Origin of the sequence: Hymenobacter actinosclerus (assembly GCF_900111515.1) — a bacterium.
In the GTDB taxonomy this organism is placed as follows: domain Bacteria; phylum Bacteroidota; class Bacteroidia; order Cytophagales; family Hymenobacteraceae; genus Hymenobacter; species Hymenobacter actinosclerus.
The window spans coordinates 623791-642995 of the sequence record NZ_FOHS01000002.1 but is presented as its reverse complement, the minus strand read 5'-3'; the positions used below and the strand labels follow the sequence as shown (position 1 = coordinate 642995).

Annotated in this window: 15 protein-coding genes; 11 read left to right on the top strand and 4 right to left on the bottom strand. The window is 62.8% G+C overall.

Translation table 11 applies throughout. The features are described 5' to 3' along the window. Nucleotides 1–62: 62 nt before the first annotated feature. The 9 genes from BMY67_RS09055 to BMY67_RS09015 all read left to right on the top strand — a co-directional run bounded on the left by BMY67_RS09055 (nucleotide 63) and on the right by BMY67_RS09015 (nucleotide 11778). Nucleotides 63–1535 carry a hypothetical protein gene (locus BMY67_RS09055; protein ID WP_245744971.1) on the top strand — a complete coding sequence of 491 codons (1473 nt, stop codon included), beginning with the start codon at nucleotides 63–65 and terminating at the stop codon, nucleotides 1533–1535. 174 nt (nucleotides 1536–1709) lie between these two features. Next, on the top strand, nucleotides 1710–3179 hold the full coding sequence (locus tag BMY67_RS09050) for an MFS transporter (protein WP_245744970.1): 1470 nt from the start codon (nucleotides 1710–1712) through the stop codon (nucleotides 3177–3179). 130 nt (nucleotides 3180–3309) lie between these two features. After that, nucleotides 3310–3525 carry a hypothetical protein gene (locus BMY67_RS09045; RefSeq protein WP_092770648.1) on the top strand — a complete coding sequence of 72 codons (216 nt, stop codon included), beginning with the start codon at nucleotides 3310–3312 and terminating at the stop codon, nucleotides 3523–3525. 210 nt (nucleotides 3526–3735) lie between these two features. Next, entirely contained in the window at nucleotides 3736–6519 is a 2784-nt protein-coding gene (locus tag BMY67_RS09040; protein ID WP_092770646.1) for a sensor histidine kinase, read from the top strand. Nucleotides 6520–6671: 152 nt separating this feature from the next. After that, on the top strand, nucleotides 6672–7055 hold the full coding sequence (locus BMY67_RS09035) for a response regulator transcription factor (RefSeq protein WP_092770644.1): 384 nt from the start codon (nucleotides 6672–6674) through the stop codon (nucleotides 7053–7055). 57 nt (nucleotides 7056–7112) lie between these two features. After that, nucleotides 7113–9119, top strand: coding sequence for an AMP-binding protein (locus BMY67_RS09030; protein ID WP_092770642.1), 2007 nt, complete (start codon nucleotides 7113–7115; stop codon nucleotides 9117–9119). Between the two features lie 153 nt (nucleotides 9120–9272). Then, a complete protein-coding gene (acs, locus tag BMY67_RS09025) occupies nucleotides 9273–11201 on the top strand; it encodes an acetate--CoA ligase (RefSeq protein WP_092770640.1) in 1929 nt (642 codons plus the stop codon). Nucleotides 11202–11299: 98 nt separating this feature from the next. Beyond that, nucleotides 11300–11527 (top strand): hypothetical protein, encoded by a 228-nt coding sequence (locus BMY67_RS09020; RefSeq protein ID WP_092770638.1) that lies wholly within the window; start codon nucleotides 11300–11302, stop codon nucleotides 11525–11527. Further along, entirely contained in the window at nucleotides 11524–11778 is a 255-nt protein-coding gene (locus BMY67_RS09015; RefSeq protein WP_092770636.1) for a ParE family toxin-like protein, read from the top strand. Before BMY67_RS09020 ends, BMY67_RS09015 begins: the two co-directional genes overlap by 4 nt. A 296-nt stretch (nucleotides 11779–12074) precedes the next feature. Here BMY67_RS09015 and BMY67_RS09010 read toward each other — a convergent pair whose 3' ends face one another. The 3 genes from BMY67_RS09010 to fahA form a co-directional block, all read right to left on the bottom strand. Further along, nucleotides 12075–12623: a hypothetical protein gene (locus BMY67_RS09010; protein ID WP_092770634.1), complete on the bottom strand. Its 549-nt coding sequence runs from the start codon at nucleotides 12621–12623 to the stop codon at nucleotides 12075–12077. A gap of 12 nt (nucleotides 12624–12635) precedes the next feature. Then, nucleotides 12636–13790, bottom strand: coding sequence for a zinc-dependent alcohol dehydrogenase (locus tag BMY67_RS09005; RefSeq protein ID WP_092770632.1), 1155 nt, complete (start codon nucleotides 13788–13790; stop codon nucleotides 12636–12638). Between the two features lie 299 nt (nucleotides 13791–14089). Further along, complete coding sequence (fahA, locus tag BMY67_RS09000; protein WP_177189758.1) at nucleotides 14090–15382, bottom strand: fumarylacetoacetase; 1293 nt, start codon at nucleotides 15380–15382, stop codon at nucleotides 14090–14092. 323 nt (nucleotides 15383–15705) lie between these two features. Between fahA and BMY67_RS08995 the strand changes: the two genes are divergently transcribed. Together BMY67_RS08995 and mgrA are read left to right on the top strand one after the other, a co-directional pair. Further along, nucleotides 15706–16206, top strand: a complete 501-nt coding sequence (locus BMY67_RS08995; RefSeq protein ID WP_143069755.1) for a nucleotidyltransferase family protein — start codon at nucleotides 15706–15708, stop codon at nucleotides 16204–16206. 31 nt (nucleotides 16207–16237) lie between these two features. Beyond that, a complete protein-coding gene (mgrA, locus tag BMY67_RS08990) occupies nucleotides 16238–17227 on the top strand; it encodes an L-glyceraldehyde 3-phosphate reductase (protein ID WP_092770628.1) in 990 nt (329 codons plus the stop codon). 120 nt (nucleotides 17228–17347) lie between these two features. Here mgrA and BMY67_RS08985 read toward each other — a convergent pair whose 3' ends face one another. After that, a complete protein-coding gene (locus tag BMY67_RS08985) occupies nucleotides 17348–19120 on the bottom strand; it encodes a S41 family peptidase (protein WP_177189757.1) in 1773 nt (590 codons plus the stop codon). Nucleotides 19121–19205 lie beyond the last annotated feature (85 nt).

The following is a 19205-nucleotide window of genomic DNA, read 5'->3' as shown; positions in this document are numbered from 1 at the left end:
GCTGCCTTAGTGGCGGTGGCTGCCGGGGTTGAACCAGTTTCGTTCCACTTCTCCCCACCCTTATGCGAAACGTCCGCTACCCATTGGCCGTGAGTGCCTTGCTGCTGGCCGCTACTGCCTCGGCCCAGGTGCAGCCCACGCCGCCCGGCAACCCGCCCGCCCCGGCCCCGGCCCCCCAGGCCCCGCCACCGCCCGCCGCCACCCCCACCGAGTCGGTGCCCTACGGGGCCGGGCTGAAGGTGAATATGTCGCCCGATGGCTCGAAGTACTTCCGCATCATCAGCTGGCATCAGGTCTGGACGCGCTACAACAAGAACAACACCGGCTCGCAGCGCGTGGCCGGCGACCCTGAGAGCAGCACCTTCGATGTGGGCCTGCGCCGCTCGCGGCTGCTGCTGTATGCCCAGCTGAATCCGCGCTTTCTTATTATCACCCACCTCGGCATCAACAACCAGAATGCCGTGGGTGGGGGCGTGGGCATCGGCGACCCGGGCAAAAAGCCCCAGCTGTTTGTGCACGAGGCGGTGGTCGAGTACAAGGTGTTCAAGTACCTGAACATTGGCGCGGGCCTGCACTACCAGAACGGGATTTCGCGCATGAGCCGGGCCAGCACGCTCAACATGCTGGCCTATGATGTGCCCATCGTCAACTGGCCTACCATCGAGAAAACCGACCAGTTTGCCCGCGGGCTGGGCATCTATGCCAAGGGCCGGGTCGGTAAGCTCGACTACGTTCTGGCCATGAACGACCCCTTTGCCACCAACCAGGCCCAGACGCCCGCCACCCAGCCGCTGAATGTGGCCGACTTCAACCCGCGGAACTCCCATAAAAGCTACCAGGGCTACCTGGCCTACGAATTCCTCGACCAGGAAGCTAATCTGCTGCCTTACCAAACGGGCTCGTACCTGGGCACCAAGCGCGTGTTCAATATCGGAGCCGGCTTTCTGTTTAACAAGGACGCCATGATTTCGCGCACCGGCGCCGTGCCCGTGCCCACCCCGGCCGACCCCTTCGCGAGCGTGCCCAACCGCCTGCAAAACCTGGGCGTCTGGTCGGCCGACGTGTTTTACGACTCGCCCATTAACAAGGACGCCGGCACTGCCCTGACGGCCTACGGGGTGTACTACAACTATAATTTTGGCAGCAACTACGTGCGCAACATTGGCAGCCTGAACCCGAGTGGCGCGGGCGGCTCCAACGCCATTCCCGGGGCTGGCACGCTGCGGGGCAACACCTATCCTACGCTGGGCACCGGCTCGGCCCTGTACGGGCAGGTGGGCTACCTGCTGCCCAAAAACGTGCTGGGCGAAAAAGCCCGGGTGCAGCCCTACGCCGCCTGGATGCACGGCAACTTCGACGGCCTGAAGGAAATAGGAGCCAAAGACGTGAACGTGTACGACCTGGGCGCCAACGTGCTGCTCGATGGCCACAACGCCAAGCTCACGCTCAACTACCGCGCCCGCCCCGACTACTCGAACCCGCAAAACATCAACTACCGCCCCGAAATCACGCTCCAGACCATGATTTTCCTGTAGGAGGGTGGTCCTGCAGGCGGCGCGAAGTCACTCTTATGCCGGCCTGGCAAAAGACCTGTATAGAAGGCTGCATCATGCACTAGCATCTGTACAAGTCTTTGCTGCGGGCAGTAGGCCAGGGGCCGCCAAACCTGCCCATCCCGTTTCATCTCCCACTTCCAATTTTTCAGACAGATGGACCCAGACGTACAGCGCCCCGGCTACCCGCCGACCGTGGAGGCTTCGGCCGAGCACGACAACAACCAGGTATCGACCAGCAAAATCTGGCAGGTAATCACCTCGTCTTCGGTCGGAACGGTGATTGAGTGGTACGACTTCTACATTTTCGGGTCGCTGGCCACCATAATTGCTACCCTCTATTTTCCCAAAGACAACCCCGTAGCGGCGCTGCTGGCTACGTTGGCGGCCTTTGCGGTGGGCTTCGTGGTGCGGCCCTTTGGCGCTGTCGTGTTCGGCCGCATCGGCGACATGGTGGGCCGCAAGTACACGTTCCTGCTCACGCTGCTGCTCATGGGCGGCTCCACGTTTGCCATCGGGCTGGTGCCCACCTTCGCCACTATTGGCGTGGCCGCCCCGATTCTGCTGTTCCTGCTGCGCGTGGTGCAGGGCCTGGCCCTGGGCGGCGAGTACGGCGGGGCTGCCACCTACGTGGCCGAGCACTCGCCCGATAACCAGCGTGGCTACTACACCAGCTTTATTCAGACAACGGCCACCATCGGGCTGTTTGTGAGTATCGCGGTGCTCATCGGCACCCGGCTCGCCGTGGGCGACGAGGAGTTCAAGACCTGGGGCTGGCGCATTCCGTTCCTGCTTTCGGGCGTGCTCGTTATTGCCTCCTACTACATCCGCCGCAAACTCGATGAATCGCCGCTCTTCTCCAAAGCCAAAGCCGAAGGCACCACCAGCAAGTCGCCGCTACGCGACTCGTTCGTGGAGCCCGAAAACCGCAAGCTGGTGCTGCTGGCGCTGTTTGGCGCTACTATGGGCCAGGGTGTGGTGTGGTATACGGGGCAGTTTTACGCCTACTTCTTTTTGCAGACCGTACTCAAGATTGAGCAGATTCCGGCCAGCATTATTCTGTGCGTAGCGCTGCTGCTGGCCACGCCGTTCTTTATCTACTTCGGCAGCCTTTCCGACCGCATCGGCCGCAAGCGCATCATCATGACGGGGCTGCTGTGCGGGGCCATATTCACCATCCCGATTTTCTACGGCCTGAAGGCGTTTTCCGGCCCGCTGGTGGAGAAAACTGCCGCCACCGTGGATGCGGCCGGCGTGGCCGTGCCGGCCGTAATGGTGGCCAACGAGCCCAACATGCTGGCCCTGATTGCCCTGATTTTCTGCCTCGTGCTGTTCGTGACGATGGCCTACGGGCCCATTGCCGCCTACCTCGTCGAGCTGTTCCCGACCAAAGTGCGCTATACTTCGCTGTCGGTGCCCTATCATATTGGCAACGGCATCTTCGGCGGCCTGGTGCCGTTGATTTCGACGGCCATGGTAGGCTGGGCGGCCACCCAGCCAAGTGGTTTTCTGCAGGAGCACAGCATCTATTTTGGCCTGGTGTACCCGGTAGTCATTGCCCTGATTACCTTCATCATCGGCTCGCTCTACATGAAGGACATCCGCAACGTCCGCATCATGGACTAAGCCTGCCGCCCCGGCCGGGTTACGAGTATAAGTCCGCCGGGCCGTTGGTTCGGCGGATTTTGCTTGCTTTGGCAGTCCGCGCACGGCCGTTTTTTTGCCTCGCTTCCTCCACGTCCCAAACCACCTTGCCATGCCCAACTCTCAACTTCCTTCCGAGCGGCCTGAGCAGCGACGGGGGCAGCGGCTGCTGTTTCTGGCGCTGTTGTTCGGCGTGCTGCTCAACTTCCCGCTGCTCGGCGCCTTCAGCCACGACGCCCGACTGGCCGGCATTCCGGTGCTCTACCTGTACGTGCTGGTTGTGTGGGCCGCTTTGGTCGCCCTCACGGCTTCTTTAATTAAGAATTGAGACGTGAGTATTGAGATATGAGAAGTGAGATGGTACGTAAGGGAGATGCTGTTTGAATGAATTATAATACAGATTCTTTGCGAAAAAAAATGAATGTAAAACGCCATTCGAAACCCCATAAACGCCCACAAATTATTAATTCATAATTCATAATTCATAATTCATAATTCATAATTCATAATTCATAATTCATAATTCATAATTAAAAAAATGTCCCCGCTGCTGGTAATCGGTTTTTCGTTTGGCTACCTCGGGCTGCTGTTCGGGGTGGCGTATGCGGCCGAGCGGCGGGTGGCGGCGCGGCGGAGCTGGGTGAGCAACCCCTACGTGTACGCCCTGAGCATGGCCGTGTACTGCACGGCCTGGACGTACTACGGCTCGGTGGGAAGGGCCGCGCACTTTGGGCTGGAGTTCGTGGGCATCTACCTGGGGCCCACGCTGATGGCCCCGCTGGCCTGGCTGGTGCTGCGCAAAATCATCCGCATCTGCCGCGCCCAGCGCCTTACGTCCATTGCCGACTTCATTTCGGCGCGCTACGGCAAGAGTGCCAGTTTGGGGGCGCTGGCTACAGTGGGCTGCGTGCTGGGCGTGGTGCCCTACATTTCGCTCCAGATAAAGGCCATTGCGGCCTCGTTTGAGATGCTGACCCACGGCCCGAACGCGCTGGGGCTGCCCATTGAGGATGCGGCGGCCGTTACGTCGGCCTTCTACACCACGGTGGTGCTGGCCTTTTTTACCATCGTGTTCGGGGTGCGCTCCGTCGAGGCCACCGAGCGGCACGAAGGCATGGTGCTGGCCGTGGCCGTGGAGAGCCTGTTCAAGCTGGTGGCCTTTCTGGTGGCCGGGCTGTTCGTGGTTTACGGTCTGTTCAACGGCTTTACCGACGTGTTCGGGCGGGCCTCGGCGGTGCCCGATTTGCAGCGGCTGTTCACGCTCGAAGGCGCCGGCACTACGCCCGGGCAGTGGCTGACGCTGCTGCTGCTGAGCATGTCGGCCATTCTGCTGCTGCCGCGGCAGTTTCAGGTGAGCGTGGTGGAAAATGTGAACGAGGACCACCTGCGCAAAGCCATGTGGCTGTTTCCGCTCTACCTGATCATCATCAACCTGCTGGTGATGCCGCTGGCCTTCGGGGGCCGCCTGCTCGATGGTGCCGGCCGCCTCGATGCTGATATGTACGTGCTGGCGCTGCCGTTGCAGGCCGGCCGGCCCTGGCTGGCGCTGTTCATTTACCTGGGTGGCCTCTCGGCGGCCAGCAGCATGATTGTAGTCGAAACTGTGGCCCTGAGCGTGATGATGAGCCACCACCTGCTCATGCCGCTGTTCGTGCGCGAGTCGGTGGGGCGGGCCGAGGGGCCGCGCTGGTTTGCCCGGCTTGGGCAACTGGCCCTGCACAGCCGGCGGCTGGCCGTGGTGCTGGTGCTGCTGCTGGCCTTCGGCTTCTACGCCGCAGTGGGCCATTTGCTGCCGCTGGTCAATATCGGGCTGATTTCGTTTGCCGCCGTGGCCCAGTTTGCTCCGGTGGTGCTCGGCGGACTGTACTGGCAGGGCGGCACCCGGGCCGGCGCCGGCGCCGGCCTGCTGGCGGGCCTGCTGCTGTGGCTCTACACGCTGGTGCTGCCTACTATGGTAGGGCCCGGGCTGTTTTCGGAAACGCTGCTGAGCGCCGGGCCGCTGGGCCTGGGCTGGCTGCGGCCGGAGGCGCTGCTGGGCCTCACGGGCCTCGACCCGCTGACGCACGGGCTATTCTGGAGCTGGTTTTTCAACATCGGGCTGTACTTGGGCGTGTCGCTGCTGGGGCGGGCGCCCTCGGCGCTGGAGCAGCGGCAGGCCCAGCTGTTTGTGCACGTGTTCCGGCACGAACCGGGGTTTGAAAACGCTCCGGCCGGCTGGCACGGCGTGGCCTCGTTGCCCGATGTGCGGGCCCTGCTAACCGGCTTCTTGGGCCGCAAGCGCACCATTCAGGCCCTCGATGCTTTCCGCGAACATTTCCCCCAGGTGCTGCCCACCCGCCCCGATTATCCCGCCGCCGCCGATTCGGCCGCCACTGCCGCCCCCGACTTGCCCGCCGACCCGCGGCTGCTTTCCTACGCCGAGAAGCTGCTGGCCGGCGCCATTGGCCCGGCTTCGGCCCGGCTGCTGCTGCGTTCGTCGGTGGGAGAGGAGGATATCAGCTTCGATAACGTGGTGGTTATTCTCAAGGAAAGCCAGCAGCTGCTGGAGGCCAACCGCCAGCTCCAGAAGCAGCAGCGGCAGCTCCAGGCCCTCACCCACCAGCTTCAGCAGGCCTACGACCAGCTCCAGGAGCTCGACCAGCACAAGGATGAGTTTCTCTACACCGTCACCCACGAGTTGCGCACGCCCCTGACCAGCATCCGGGCGCTGTCGGAAATCCTGAGCGACAACCCCGAGCTGGACGAGGAGGAGCGCCACCGCTTTCTGCACACCATCACCCGCGAGGCTGAGCGCCTGAGCCGGCTGATTGCCCTGGTGCTCGACCTGGAGAAGTACGAGTCGGGCACGGTGCGCCTGGATAAAACCCCGCTCGATGTGGCCGACATCATCACCGACGCCCTCGAAGCCGTGAGCCCGCAGCTGCGCGAAAAGCAAATCCGGCTGGATTTGGCCGTGCCGCCCGCCTTGCCCGCCCTGTCCGGCGACCGGGACCGGCTGATGCAGGTGCTGGTGAACCTGCTCAGCAACGCCATTAAATCGTGCCGGGCCGACGGCACGGGGCGCATTGCGGTGGGCGTCCAGCCCACGGCCGGCGGTTTGTGCCTCTGGGTGGAAGACAATGGCAAGGGTATTGCGCCGGAGTTCCACCACCTGCTGTTCGATAAATTCTACCAGGCCCAGAACCAGACCACCCGCAAGCCCGAAGGCACGGGCCTGGGCCTGGCCATCAGCAAAAGAATAGTGGAGCTGCACGCCGGCCGCATCTGGGTGGAAAGCGAAACCGACCAGGGGGCCCGGTTTTCGCTGGAAATTCCCCTTTGAATTATGAATTATGAATTATGAATTATGAATTATGAATTATGAATTATGAATTATGAATTGGGCTATTGCTCTGCCCAAATAGCTGAACTGCTCTGCGTACCTCCGCGAAATCCTCTGCGCCCCTCTGCGGGAAATCGCAAAAGAACGTCTCTATGAAAACTACCCCGCACATTCTCCTGGTCGACGACGAGCCCAACATCGTCATGTCGCTTGAATTTCTGATGCGCAAGGCCGGCTACTCCGTCAGTATTGCCCGCAATGGCACGGAGGCGCTGGAGGCCATCAACCGCACGGCTTTTAACCTGATTATCCTCGATATTATGATGCCCGATGTGGATGGCTACCAGGTGTGCCGCCACGTGCGCGCCCATCCTAACCAGACCAATACGCGGGTGGTGTTTCTGAGCGCCAAAAGCAAGGAGGCCGATATGCAGCAGGGCTACGAGGTGGGGGCCGACCTCTACCTGGCCAAGCCCTTCAGCACCCGCCAGCTGATGGAAAAAGTGAAGGAGCTACTGGCTGTCGGCACCCCCTGAGCCGGCTGCCTCAACTGTCGAGAAACGAAAAACGACCACCGAAAAACGACGAACGCCATGCCCACCTACGCCGCCGATTACGCCGCCAGCCTCGCCGACCCGGCCGGATTCTGGGCCGGGCAGGCCGCCCGCCTGAGCTGGTTGCACGACCCGCCCCGGCCGGTGCTGAGCCAGGACGAAGCCACCGGGTTCTACCGCTGGTTTCGGGGCGGCCGGCTGAACACCAGCTGGCTCTGCCTCGACTACCACGTGGCCAACGGCCGCGCCCAGCAGCCCGCCCTGCACTACGATTCGCCCGTGACCAACGTGCGCCGGAGCTACACCTACGCCGAGCTGCTCGACCTGACGGCCCGGCTGGCCGGGGGCCTGCGGGCCCAGGGGGTGGAGCAGGGCGACCGGGTTATCATCTACATGCCCAACATGCCCGAGGCGGTGGTGGCCATGCTGGCCTGCGCCCGGCTGGGGGCGGTGCACTCGGTGGTGTTCGGGGGCTTCGCGCCGCCCGAGCTGGCCGTGCGCATCGATGATGCCCAACCCCGCGCCATCATCTGCGCCTCGGCCGGCATGGAAATCGACCGCCCGATTCCGTACCTGCCGCTGGTGCAGCAGGCGCTGGCCCTGGCCACCCACCGGCCCGCCTGCGTGGTGGTCAGTCAGCGCGACTTTTGCCCCGCCGAGCTGCCTGCTGAAGCACCGGCCGCCGCTGCCACTACTCTTGAAAAAACCGAAACGCGGTTTGTCGATTACCAAGAGCTGCTGGCCGCGGCGCCGGTGGAAGCCGTGCCGGTGGATGGGACGGCGCCGCTTTACATTCTGTATACCAGCGGCACCACCGGCCGGCCCAAGGGCGTGGTGCGCGAGCATGGCGGGCACGCCGTAGCCCTGCGCTACAGCATGGGCGCGGTGTTCGGGCTGAAACCGGGCGAAACCATCTTCAGCGGCTCCGATATCGGCTGGGCCGTGGGCCACAGCTACATCGTGTACGGGCCGCTGCTGCTGGGCGCCACCACGGTGCTGTTCGAGGGCAAGCCCGTGCGCACGCCCGACGCGGGCACGTTCTGGCGCCTGTGCGCCGACTACGGCGTGAATGTGCTGTTCACGGCTCCCACCGCCATCCGCGCCATCCGCAAGGAAGACCCCGCGGGCCAGCTGGCCCGGCGCTACGACCTGAGCCAGCTGCGCCACCTGTTTCTGGCCGGCGAGCGGTGCGACCCCGCCACCTACGACTGGGCCGGCGAGCTGCTGGGCGTGCCCGTCGTCGACCACTGGTGGCAGACCGAATCGGGCTGGCCCATGCTGGCCTCCTGCGTGGGCTACGCCGATGCGCCGCCGCCCCGCGCCGGCTCGGCCGGCCACCCCGTGCCGGGCTACAACCTGCAAATTCTGGACGAGGAAGGCCAGCCCGTGCCGGCCGGCACCACCGGGCTGGTGGCGCTGCGCCTGCCGCTGCCCCCCGGCTGCCTGCCCACGCTCTGGCACGACGACGCCCGCTTTCAGGCCGCCTACCTCGACCAGTTTCCGGGCTACTACCTCTCGGGCGACGGGGGCTACCGCGACGAGGCCGGCTACTGCTACATTATGGGCCGGGTCGATGACGTGATAAACGTGGCCGGCCACCGCCTGAGTACCGGCGAGCTGGAAGAAATAGTGGCCGCCCACCCGGCCGTGGCCGAGTGCGCCGTGCTGGGCCTGCACGACGAGCTGCGTGGCCAGGTGCCGGTGGGCCTGGTGGTGCTCAAGGATGGCGCCGTGCTGCCCGAAACCGCGCTGGAGCAGCAGCTTGTGCAGCTGGTGCGCGAGCAGGTAGGGGCGGTGGCCTGCTTCCGGCAGGCGGCCGTGGTGGCGCGGCTACCCAAAACGCGCTCGGGTAAAATCCTGCGCAAAACCCTGCGCCTGCTCGCCGACGGCGAAGAATTTGCGGTACCTTCCACTATCGATGACCCCGCCATCCTGGCCGAAATCCGGGCCGTACTGCTACGGCGGGGCATTGGCGTAGGGGCCACCCCACCCCCCGGCCCCACGCTCGCTCAATCCGCGACATCCTCCGGGAGAGGGGGAGCCTGACGGTTTAGCTGGCTGTCTTACTTTTAGTTTTCTTGATTTTTCGCCCTGCTTACGCTCAACGTTAACTTCTTCCAACCAACCTGCCTTATCTGGCTCCCCCTCTCCCGGAGGGGAGGGGGCCGGGGGTGGGGTAACCCCGAACATTCTACCGATATGCCAACGCCCTCCACCCCCCAACACGCCCGCATCCGCACCATCGAGGAGTACCACGAGGCCTACCACCTCAGCACCCGCCACCCCAACGAGTTCTGGGGCGAAGTGGCCGCGCCCTTCACCTGGCGCCGCAAGTGGGAAACGGTGATGGAGTCGGATATGGCCGCCGGCGAAACTACCTGGTTTGCGGGCGCACGCCTGAACATCACCGAGAACTGCCTCGACCGCCACCTGGCCCAGCGCGGCAACAAGCTGGCCCTCATCTACGAGCCCAACGACATCAAGGAGCGCCACCTGCGCCTGACCTACCGCGAGCTGTACCAGCGCGTGTGCCAGTTTGCCAACGTGCTGCTCAACAACGGCGTGGAAAAGGGCGACGTGGTGTGCCTCTACATGCCCATGATACCCGAGCTGACCATTGCCGTGCTGGCCTGCGCCCGCATCGGGGCGGTGCACTCGGTGATTTTCGCCGGCTTTTCGGCCACCGCCATTGCCGACCGCGTGAACGATGCCCGGGCCAAGCTGGTGATTACCTCGGACGGCCTCAACCGCGGGGCCAAGCAGATTCCGGTCAAGCGCGTGGTGGATGAGGCCCTCGAAACCTGCCCCTCGGTGCGCCGGGTGGTGGTAGTAGAGCACCTGGGCTGGCCGGTGCAGATGCAAGCCGAGCGCGACGTGTGGTACCACGAAGAAGCCGCCGACGTGGCCAAAACCTGCCCGGCCGAGGAGATGAAGGCCGAAGACCCGCTGTTCATCCTCTACACCTCGGGCAGCACCGGCAAGCCCAAGGGCGTGGTGCACACCACCGCCGGCTACATGGTGTGGGCCGATTACACCTTCCGCAACGTGTTTCAGGTGGAGGAAAACGACGTGTTCTGGTGCACCGCCGACATCGGCTGGGTAACCGGCCATACCTACACGATTTACGGTCCGCTGCTGGCCGGCTCCACCACCCTTATGTTCGAGGGCATCCCGACTTACCCCGACGCCGGCCGCTTCTGGGAGGTAATCGACAAGCACTCGGTCAGCGTGTTCTACACCGCGCCCACCGCCATCCGGGCCCTGATGGCCGAGCCGCTCGACAACGTGCTCAGCTACTCGCTCGACTCGCTGCGCGTGATTGGCTCGGTGGGCGAACCCATCAACGAGGAGGCCTGGCACTGGTACAACGAGCACGTGGGCAAGGGCCGCTGTCCGCTGGTGGATACCTGGTGGCAGACCGAAACCGGCGGCATCATGATTTCGGCCCTGGCCGGCGTTACGCCCTCGAAGCCGGCCCGCGCCGGCCTGCCGCTGCCCGGCGTGTGGCCCGTGCTGCTACGGCCCGACGGCACCGAAATCGAAGGCAACGAGGAGGAAGGCTACCTGGCCATCAAGCAGGCCTGGCCGGGCATAATCCGCACCACCTGGGGCGACCATAACCGCGCCGTGCAAACCTACTTCGCGCCCTACCCCGGCTACTACTTCACCGGCGACGGCGCCCGCCGCGACCAGGACGGCCTCTACCGCATCATCGGCCGCGTCGATGACGTTATCAACGTGAGCGGCCACCGCTTCGGCACGGCCGAAATCGAAAACGCCATCAACGAGGACCCCAACGTGATTGAAAGCGCCGTAGTGGGCTACCCGCACGAGGTAAAGGGCCAGGGCATCTACGCCTACGTTATCTGCAACGAGGGCGCCTGCCGCAACGAGGCCGACAAGCCCCGCATCGAGGCCAGCGTGATTGAAACCGTGGTGGCCGAAATCGGCAAAATCGCCCGCCCCGATAAAATCCAGATTGTAACCGGCCTGCCCAAAACGCGCTCGGGCAAAATCATGCGCCGCATCCTGCGCAAAATTGCCGAAGGCGACACCAGCACCCTCGGCGACACCTCCACGCTCCTCGACCCGGCCGTGGTGGACGATATTATCAAGGGAGCCAAGTAAGCGGGTAGCTGAACCGGAGCCCACCAATCTTTCGTTGGCTGCTTAAAGGAGCCCGGAGCACGCTTTCCTACTTTGTACTGTACCAAAACTGCCCCACCATGCAAACTATCACGCTTTCCGCCCACTTCGATGGGCAGCAGATTCAGTTGGACGAACCGTTTGAGCTGGAGCCCGGCAGCCAGCTCTGGATTACAGTTGTGCCCGCCCAGACTGCCGAGCACTGGGATGCCCAAATCAACGATGATATAGCGGCCGGCAAGCTCGATGCTCTGGCAGATGAGGCATTGCAGGAGGTCCGGGCCGGCCGCACGACCGCCCGGCGATGAAGCACCAGGCCTCTTCTCGTTTCTGGCAGGCTTATAACCGGCTGCCAGCAGATATGCAGCGGCTGGCGGATAAGAATTATGATTTGTGGCTAAAAAACCCGGCGCATCCGTCACTGCACTTCAAAAAGGTTGGTCGGTTCTGGTCGGCTCGGGTAGGCCTGCACTACCGGGCGCTAGGCGTGGAGACTGATGATGTATTGGTTTGGTTTTGGATTGGGTCTCACACCGACTATGATCTGCTGATAAAGTAGCCGGTTCGTAAGCTGAAACAACCCATTTGCCACTAAAAGCTAAACCGCAGGAAGTATCGTCTGCTACTGGAGCCGACACTTCTTGCGGTTTAGTTTGTAAATGAATCAGGCGCTCGTCAATTGTGGCCAGCCTAGATGGAATTATACCGCCGAGTACCAAGAGCAGGCTTAAGTAGGCCATCCATCCTTTCCGCCTGGTCTAGCTTTATCATTAATTGCCTATACAGCAAAAAGCCCCTTTGCTCAACAGCAAAGGGGCTTTTATAGGTCTGCGAGTCAGCCTCAAGGGCAGTCTTTTAAAAGCGGCTCAGGTAGTCTTTCTTCGGCGATTTGCTCTTTTTATCCTTCTTCTTGCCCGAAGAAAGCCACACGACCAGGCCCGCCGTAACGGCGCCGATGGTAGCCATCTTGGTCACGAAGGCGGTGCGGTTGTACTTCCACTCCATGTCGTAGCCCTTCTCGGCCCAGATATTGGGCAGCTTGCCGTGGGCCAGGTCGGTTACGATGTTTTCCACCACATCAACGCGGTCGGCCAGCACCAGCGGCAGCCAGCGCTTATACTGGTTCTCGGGGTATTTGTAGGCCTGGCGGCGAATCATGCCACTCAGACCGCGGGGCGGCTCGGGCGTGCCAAATACGGCCGACACGTTGGGCCGCTCCACCGACTTCAGTAGTTCCTCGTTGACGGGTTGCAGGTTGTCGGGGCGACTTTTGCTGTTAGGGTCCTCCTCCGCGTTCATGCGCTTGCGCATGGGGTAGGTGGGGTCGTTTTTGGGGTCGGCATCGATGCCCCAGCCCTTAATGGTCTTGGGGTCGATGGGGGTATTTACGGCGTTATCTTTCATGGCGAGGCGAGGTTACTGGTTGGCGGTTGGGGGCATGAGCACGGTTTTGATGCAGTTGTCCAGCTTGTTGGAGAACATGCGGTAGCCGTCGGCCACTTCTTCCAGCGGCAGGCGGTGCGTAATCAGCCCCTTGGGGTCGAGCACACCGTCCTGCACGTGCTTGATCAGGCGCGGCAGCAGGCGCTTTACCGACGTCTGGTTGCCCCGGATGGTCAGACCCTTGTTCATGGCGTTGCCGATGGGAATCAGGTTGTCGGTAGGGCCGTACACGCCCACAATCGACACCACACCGCCCTTTTTCACGGCGTTGATGGCCCAGTGCAGGGCCGTGGCCGAACCGGCCTGGAGCAGCAGCTTGCGGCCGGTAATGGTTTGCAGCGTGTTGCCTTCGGCCTCGGCGCCCACGGCGTCAATTACGCAGTCGGCACCCATCCAGTCGGTGATTTTCTTGATGAACATCACCGGGTCGCCGATTTCCTCGAAGTTGTAGGCCTCGCAGTACGAGTAGTTGCGGGCAAACTCAAGGCGGTAATCCTGCTTATCAATAATGATAACCCGACCCGCCCCAAACAGCCAGGCGCAGCGGGCGGCTGTAATGCCAATCGGACCAGCGCCAAACACGACCACCGTGTCGCCTTCCTGGATACCGGCCATTTCGGCGCCCTGGTAACCGGTCGGGATTACGTCGGTCAGCATCACGGCGTCGTCTAGGTCCATATCGGCCGGGATGATCACCGGGCCCACGTTGGCGTAGGGTACGCGGGCGTACTCGGCCTGGCCGCCGTTGAAGCCGCCAGCGGTGTGCGAGTAGCCGTAGATGCCGCCTACGGCCCCCGATTCGGTATTGGCTTCCTGGCAGTTGCCAAACATTTCCTGCTTGCAGAAGTGGCACTCGCCGCAGGCAATGTTGAAGGGTACGATCACCCGGTCGCCCACCTTTACTTTGGTGACCTCGGACCCGATATCCACGATTTCACCCACAAACTCGTGGCCGAAGGTGGAGCCCACGCGGGTGTCGGGGATGTTGCCGTTGTACAGGTGCAGGTCGGAGCCGCAGATGCAGGCACGCAGCACGCGCACGATGGCATCCTGGGGATGCCGGATTTCGGGCATGGGTTTTTGCACGGCACGGACCCGCTTGGGGCCCCGGTAGTCCATTGCTAACATAAGAATTCGGGAAAGGGTACGAAAGAAGAAAAGTGCAGACCGGCAGCGGATGAGTGGTATTCGCTGCCATTCCGGCCTCCATTAGTACTTTATGCCCGCCCCGAAGGTTGTTAGTGTCGTGCTTTAATTGATAATGGGCCGTGGGTTCCGGTCCGGCTGCCGGCTGGTTCTTGAGGTTGGCTGCCACCCCTAAAAAGCAGCGGAGCCAAACTACCTCTACTCGTCGTAGAAGCAGTTTGGCTCCGCTAAAAGCAGCCCGGAGATTGATCTATGCTAATCCAGGCTACCGTCGGACAGGGCTAAAACTCCAGTTTCGTTGCTGGCAGCACTTTGCCCGTCACCTCGCCAAACCCGATGCGCACGCCGTCCTTCTCGGCAAAGCCGCGCATGGTTACCCGGTCGCCATCCTGCAGAAATTTGCGCTCCGAGCCATCGGCCAGCGGCACGGGGCGGGTGCCGCGCCAGCTTAGCTCCAGCATCGAGCCCAGCGAGTCGGGCGTGGTGCCCGAGATGGTGCCCGAGGCGTACAGGTCGCCCACCTGCTGGTTGCAGCCGTTGGAGGCGTGGTGGGCCAGCTGCTGGGCCATGCTCCAGTACATGAGGCCGAAGTTGGAATACGAAACGGCCGTTTCGGGGCCGCCTTCGGGCTGAATGGTGACTTCCAGGTTCACGTCGAAGTTGTGGTTGCCGGTCTGGCGCAGGTACAGCAGCGGCTCGGGCTCCTGTACCGGCCCGGCAATGCGGAAGGGCTCCAGCGCGTCGAGCGTCACCACCCAGGGCGCCACGCTGCTACCGAAACTCTTGCCCAGAAACGGCCCCAGCGGCACGTATTCCCAGCTCTGAATGTCGCGGGCGCTCCAGTCGTTGAACAGCATCAGCCCGAAAATGTAGTCTTCGGCACTCTGCACCGGCAGCGTTTCGCCGAGTTTGGTGGGGCGGCCCACCACGAAGGCCATTTCCAGCTCAAAGTCCAGCTGCTGGCAGGGGCCGAAGGTGGGCGCGGCCGCATCGGGGGCCTTGCGCTGGCCGTTGGGCCGGCGGATATCGGTGCCGCTGACCACGATGGAACTGGCCCGGCCGTGGTAGCCGATGGGGATGTGGCGCCAGTTGGGCAGCAGCGCATTGGCCGGGTCGCGGAACATGATGCCCACGTTGGTGGCGTGCTCGATGCTGGAATAAAAGTCGGTGTAGTTCTGGGGCTTTACGGGGCGCAGCATCCGCACGGCATCCTGGCGCAGCAGGCACTCGCGCATGGCCTCGGGCTGGTCGCGCAGGGCGGGGTTGTCGTGGCGCAGCAGCTCGCTCAGGCGCTGGCGCACGGCCCGCCACGCCGGCCGGCCCAGGGCAATAAACTGGTTGAGGCTGCGGCGGCGGAACACCTTGGGCATCTTCGGCCCCAGCTCCAGGTCTTCAAAAAAGCCGAACTGGGCCACGGCGTACAAATCGAGTACGTACTCGCCGATGGCCACGGCCAGCCGCGGGCCCCGCTCCGGGGTTTCAAATACGCCGAAGGGCAGGTTCTGAATCGGAAAGTCGCTGCCGGGGGCAATGTCAATCCAGGAGCGCAGGGTAGGGTCGTTGGCGTTGGCCATAGTAGCGGGCTTAGGGTAGTAGGTGGATAGGGCAAAGGTAGAAGGGTAGGGGAAAAGGGAACAGTTTGTAGTGAGGTAACTATCTTTAGATAGCATTCAGGCTTCTAACCTAAACTGGCAGTCTGTTTAGGCCAGGCCGATATGGCTACTTAGCTGTCAGCTTGTTTTCAATTGAAGTATACTTGTTATGGAGAAGTTAACCAAGCACAACAGCTTCGAAGAACTTAAGCAGGAGACGATGAGTGAGCAGCCGAAAATCAGCGCTGCTGCTTTCGAAAGACTTATGGAGCTGCTGAGAAAGCGACTTCTTAAAAATAATTCGAGTGGAAAACGAGTTGCTTAACAGTCTGGTGCGAATCTGTGCCGCGCTGGATGCACAGCAGGTCGAATACCTGATAGTAGGAGGGACGGCCGTTGCCTTGCACGGTTATTTTCGGTATTCTACTGCCCCGTCGGGAGCAGCCGTTACGAAGCCGGATTTGGACTTTTGGTACAACCCATCTTACCAGAACTATTTTAGGCTGCTCGATGCGCTGGAAAGCCTGGGGCAGAACGTGGACAGGTTCAAAGCCGAGCAAGAGCCTAATCCTCAGAAATCATACTTCAGATATGAGTTTGAGAAATTCACGCTCGACCTGTTGCCCAGCCTGAAGGCGTCGATAAAATTTGCATCGGCCTATAAAAACAAGCAGGTGGTGCGCCTAACTGGAATTGAGGTTCCGTTTATGGGTTACGAGGATTTGTTGCTGGATAAGGCCACGAATGCCCGGCCCAAGGATCTGACAGATATTCAGGAATTGAAGAACCGACACCAGCAGGAATAACAGGCAACCTGTTTGCCTCCTCCCCACCCCCATGCCCTACCTCCCCAGCCCCGCCCGCTACGCCGCCATGCCCTACCGCCGCTGCGGCCGCAGCGGGCTGAAACTGCCGGCCGTTTCGCTCGGCCTCTGGCACAACTTCGGCGACGTGGACGTGCTCAGTAACTTCCGCGCCACCCTGCACCGGGCCTTCGATTCGGGTATCACCCACTTCGACCTGGCCAACAACTACGGCCCGCCTCCCGGCTCGGCCGAAACCAACTTCGGCCGCATTCTGAAAGAGGATTTCCGGGCCTACCGCGACGAGCTGGTCATTTCTACCAAGGCCGGCTACGACATGTGGCCCGGCCCCTACGGCGAGTGGGGCTCGCGCAAATATTTGCTGTCCAGCCTCGACCAGAGCCTGCGCCGGATGCGCCTGGAGTACGTCGACATCTTCTACTCGCACCGCTTCGACCCCGATACGCCGCTCGAAGAAACCATGGGCGCGCTGGCCCAGGCCGTGCGCCAGGGCAAGGCCCTGTACGTAGGCATCAGCAACTACGAGCCGGCCGAAGCCGCCGAGGCCATCCGGCTGTTGCGCGAGCTGGGCACGCCCTGCCTGATCCATCAGCCCAGGTATTCGCTGTTTGAGCGCACGCCCGAAAACGGCCTGCTCGACTTGCTGGGCCGGGAAGGGGTGGGCTGCATTCCGTATTCGCCGCTGGCCCAGGGCCTGCTCACGGGCAAGTACCTGCACGGCATCCCCGCCGATTCGCGGGTGGCCAAAGGCGTGGGTTTTCTCACGGAAGATAACCTCACCGAGGAACGCCTGACGCAAATCAGGGCGCTGAACGAACTGGCCCAGGCGCGCGGCCAAAGCTTGGCCCAGTTGGCCCTGGCCTGGGTGCTGCGCGACGAGCGGGTAACGTCGGTGCTCATCGGGGCCAGCCGGCCCGAGCAGCTCGACGACTCGTTGCGGTGTCTGGAGGGGTTGGCGTTTAGTGCGGAAGAGCTGGCGCGGATTGAGCAGGTGCTGGCCTGATAGCGTTTCCCGCAGAGGAGCGGGGAGGTAAACCGCCGAGGTCCGCAGAGTCGTTCTTGAACAGCTCTGCGGACCTCGGCGGTTTACCTCCCCGCTCCTCTGCGGGAACCCACGCCAGAACTACTGCTGCCCAAGCAGCCACGCCACGGCCCGCTTTAACTCCGCTTCCGGCCGCCAGTCAGGCGCAACCACGATGTCTGGTATAATACCCACGCCCTGGTAGGCCGGGCCGCTGGGCTGCACGTAGCGGCCGGTGAAGCTCAGCTCGCAGGCCCGGCCGATGGTGACGAAGTTCATTTCGCCGTTGGTGCCGCCGGTAGCCTGGCCCAGTAGCGAGCCGAGGGCGTTGCGCCGCACGATGGAAGCCACCGTTTCGCCGTAGCTGTACGTATCGGGGCCGGTCAGGAAAACCTTGGGCATACTCAGCAGCGGCAGTTGCGGAGTTATAGGTTTGTTGGCTCGAAACCGAAAAACCGCGTGCTGAAAATTGGGCTGCCGCATCAGGGGCATGGCTGTGCTGTCGGAATGCAGCGGTTCGGTAGAGAAGTGGGGCAGGATGCGCAATAGCTCGTAATTCGGCCGCTGGCGCAAATCCACCACGAGACCCTGAGCAGCCTGGAGTTGCGGCAGGGCACGCTGGAAATCCACGTAGCGCAGGCGGGCCGCATCGAGGTACACGACACCCGGCGCTATTTCGCGCAACGGCGGCGGCTGGTGGTAATGGCTGCCGCGCAACTGCCGAAACGTCCAGCAGTAAGTGCGCGGCTGGCCCGTAGAATCCTGGAAGGTGAAACTAGCCGCCCGCCGCGTGGCACCGAGTTTCGGTACCAGCCCCTGGACGGCCAGCCGGCGGGCTACGGCGGGCGAGGAGGCCGGAAGCAGGCTACTTATCGAATCCAGCAGCCAGCCCACGGGCTGACCATTCAGGTGCGTCAGGGCCGCGCCGGGGGCCACCAGGGGCCGCAATGTGGCGGGTACCCGGCGCACGATTACCGCGCTGTCTATCAACTCAAACTGCAAATCGTAAGGAGGCGGGGTAATATAGAAGCCAGTGCGGGTGCGGGGGGTGAAGCCCACGTGGCGGTCGGGCAGGCGGGCCAGCATCCGGCGGGTGGCAACCAGCAGCTCGGCTTCGGAGGTGGCGCGGGCGGCCTGGGGCAGGGCGTTGGTCAGGGCATTCGTCCAGTGGGCGCTATCGAGCAGGGCGCGGTAGGGGTAGAAGTGGCGGATAATGTTCCAGGTGAGCATGGTGGTAGCCAGCCGCTGCTCCATGCTGCTGGCTTGCAACCGCCGCACCCGCCGGCCCGGCCGGTGGCGCAGCCGCTGCTGGTATCGGGCCTTGCTCAGCACCAACGGCAGCGTCAGGCGCACCGAATCGGTGAGCAGCTCGGTATACTGTTCGGTGTACTGTGGCGGCCCGGCCGGGAAAGCCGCCGCTACCTCCGCCGCCGATGCCGCCCGGATTCGGCTGTCGTAGCGCAGGCCGGCCAGTCGCATGAGCCGGGTTTTCAGTCCCAAGCCAGCCTTATCGAGCCCCAGGCCGTGGTGCTCCCATAAGTAGCCGGCCGTAACGGCTCGGGCAGCAGTTGGCGCGGGTGGAGCCGGGGAAATTGTGAAAAGTGCACCGGAGGCTAGGGGCCGCATCAGGCTGTCGAGCGTGGCAGTCAGGGCTCGGTCGGCGCGGGCGCGGCGCACGGCCGGGATGGCGCGGATGAGCACCGTTTCCCAGCTTACACGGGCCGAGTGGCGGTTGGGGTAGAAGTATTTGAGGTCGCCCACGGCCCGCGCCAGGGCCGTGAGGTTGCGGGTTTCGCGGGCCGTGAGCGAGTCGGGGGGCGAGAGGGTGGCGGCGCGGGGACCGGCCAGCAGCAGCGGGAGCAGAAGGAGCAGCATATAAACGAAAAACGGGGCAGCAGTACCCCAGGTAGAGTACGGCCGCCCCATTGGACGTTGCAGGCATGGGGCTTATCTGGTTCCT

Bases quoted from the DNA above. Each gene is read 5' to 3' on its own strand.
- BMY67_RS09055 (WP_245744971.1), top strand. From the start codon at position 63: ATGCGAAACGTCCGCTACCCATTGGCCGTGAGTGCCTTGCTGCTGGCC.
- BMY67_RS09045 (WP_092770648.1), top strand. From the start codon at position 3,310: ATGCCCAACTCTCAACTTCCTTCCGAGCGGCCTGAGCAGCGACGGGGG.
- BMY67_RS08985 (WP_177189757.1), bottom strand. From the start codon at position 19,120: ATGCTGCTCCTTCTGCTCCCGCTGCTGCTGGCCGGTCCCCGCGCCGCC.
- acs (WP_092770640.1), top strand. From the start codon at position 9,273: ATGCCAACGCCCTCCACCCCCCAACACGCCCGCATCCGCACCATCGAG.
- BMY67_RS09040 (WP_092770646.1), top strand. From the start codon at position 3,736: ATGTCCCCGCTGCTGGTAATCGGTTTTTCGTTTGGCTACCTCGGGCTG.
- BMY67_RS09010 (WP_092770634.1), bottom strand. From the start codon at position 12,623: ATGAAAGATAACGCCGTAAATACCCCCATCGACCCCAAGACCATTAAG.
- BMY67_RS09050 (WP_245744970.1), top strand. From the start codon at position 1,710: ATGGACCCAGACGTACAGCGCCCCGGCTACCCGCCGACCGTGGAGGCT.
- BMY67_RS09035 (WP_092770644.1), top strand. From the start codon at position 6,672: ATGAAAACTACCCCGCACATTCTCCTGGTCGACGACGAGCCCAACATC.
- BMY67_RS09015 (WP_092770636.1), top strand. From the start codon at position 11,524: ATGAAGCACCAGGCCTCTTCTCGTTTCTGGCAGGCTTATAACCGGCTG.
- mgrA (WP_092770628.1), top strand. From the start codon at position 16,238: ATGCCCTACCTCCCCAGCCCCGCCCGCTACGCCGCCATGCCCTACCGC.
- BMY67_RS09030 (WP_092770642.1), top strand. From the start codon at position 7,113: ATGCCCACCTACGCCGCCGATTACGCCGCCAGCCTCGCCGACCCGGCC.
- fahA (WP_177189758.1), bottom strand. From the start codon at position 15,382: ATGGCCAACGCCAACGACCCTACCCTGCGCTCCTGGATTGACATTGCC.
- BMY67_RS09020 (WP_092770638.1), top strand. From the start codon at position 11,300: ATGCAAACTATCACGCTTTCCGCCCACTTCGATGGGCAGCAGATTCAG.
- BMY67_RS09005 (WP_092770632.1), bottom strand. From the start codon at position 13,790: ATGTTAGCAATGGACTACCGGGGCCCCAAGCGGGTCCGTGCCGTGCAA.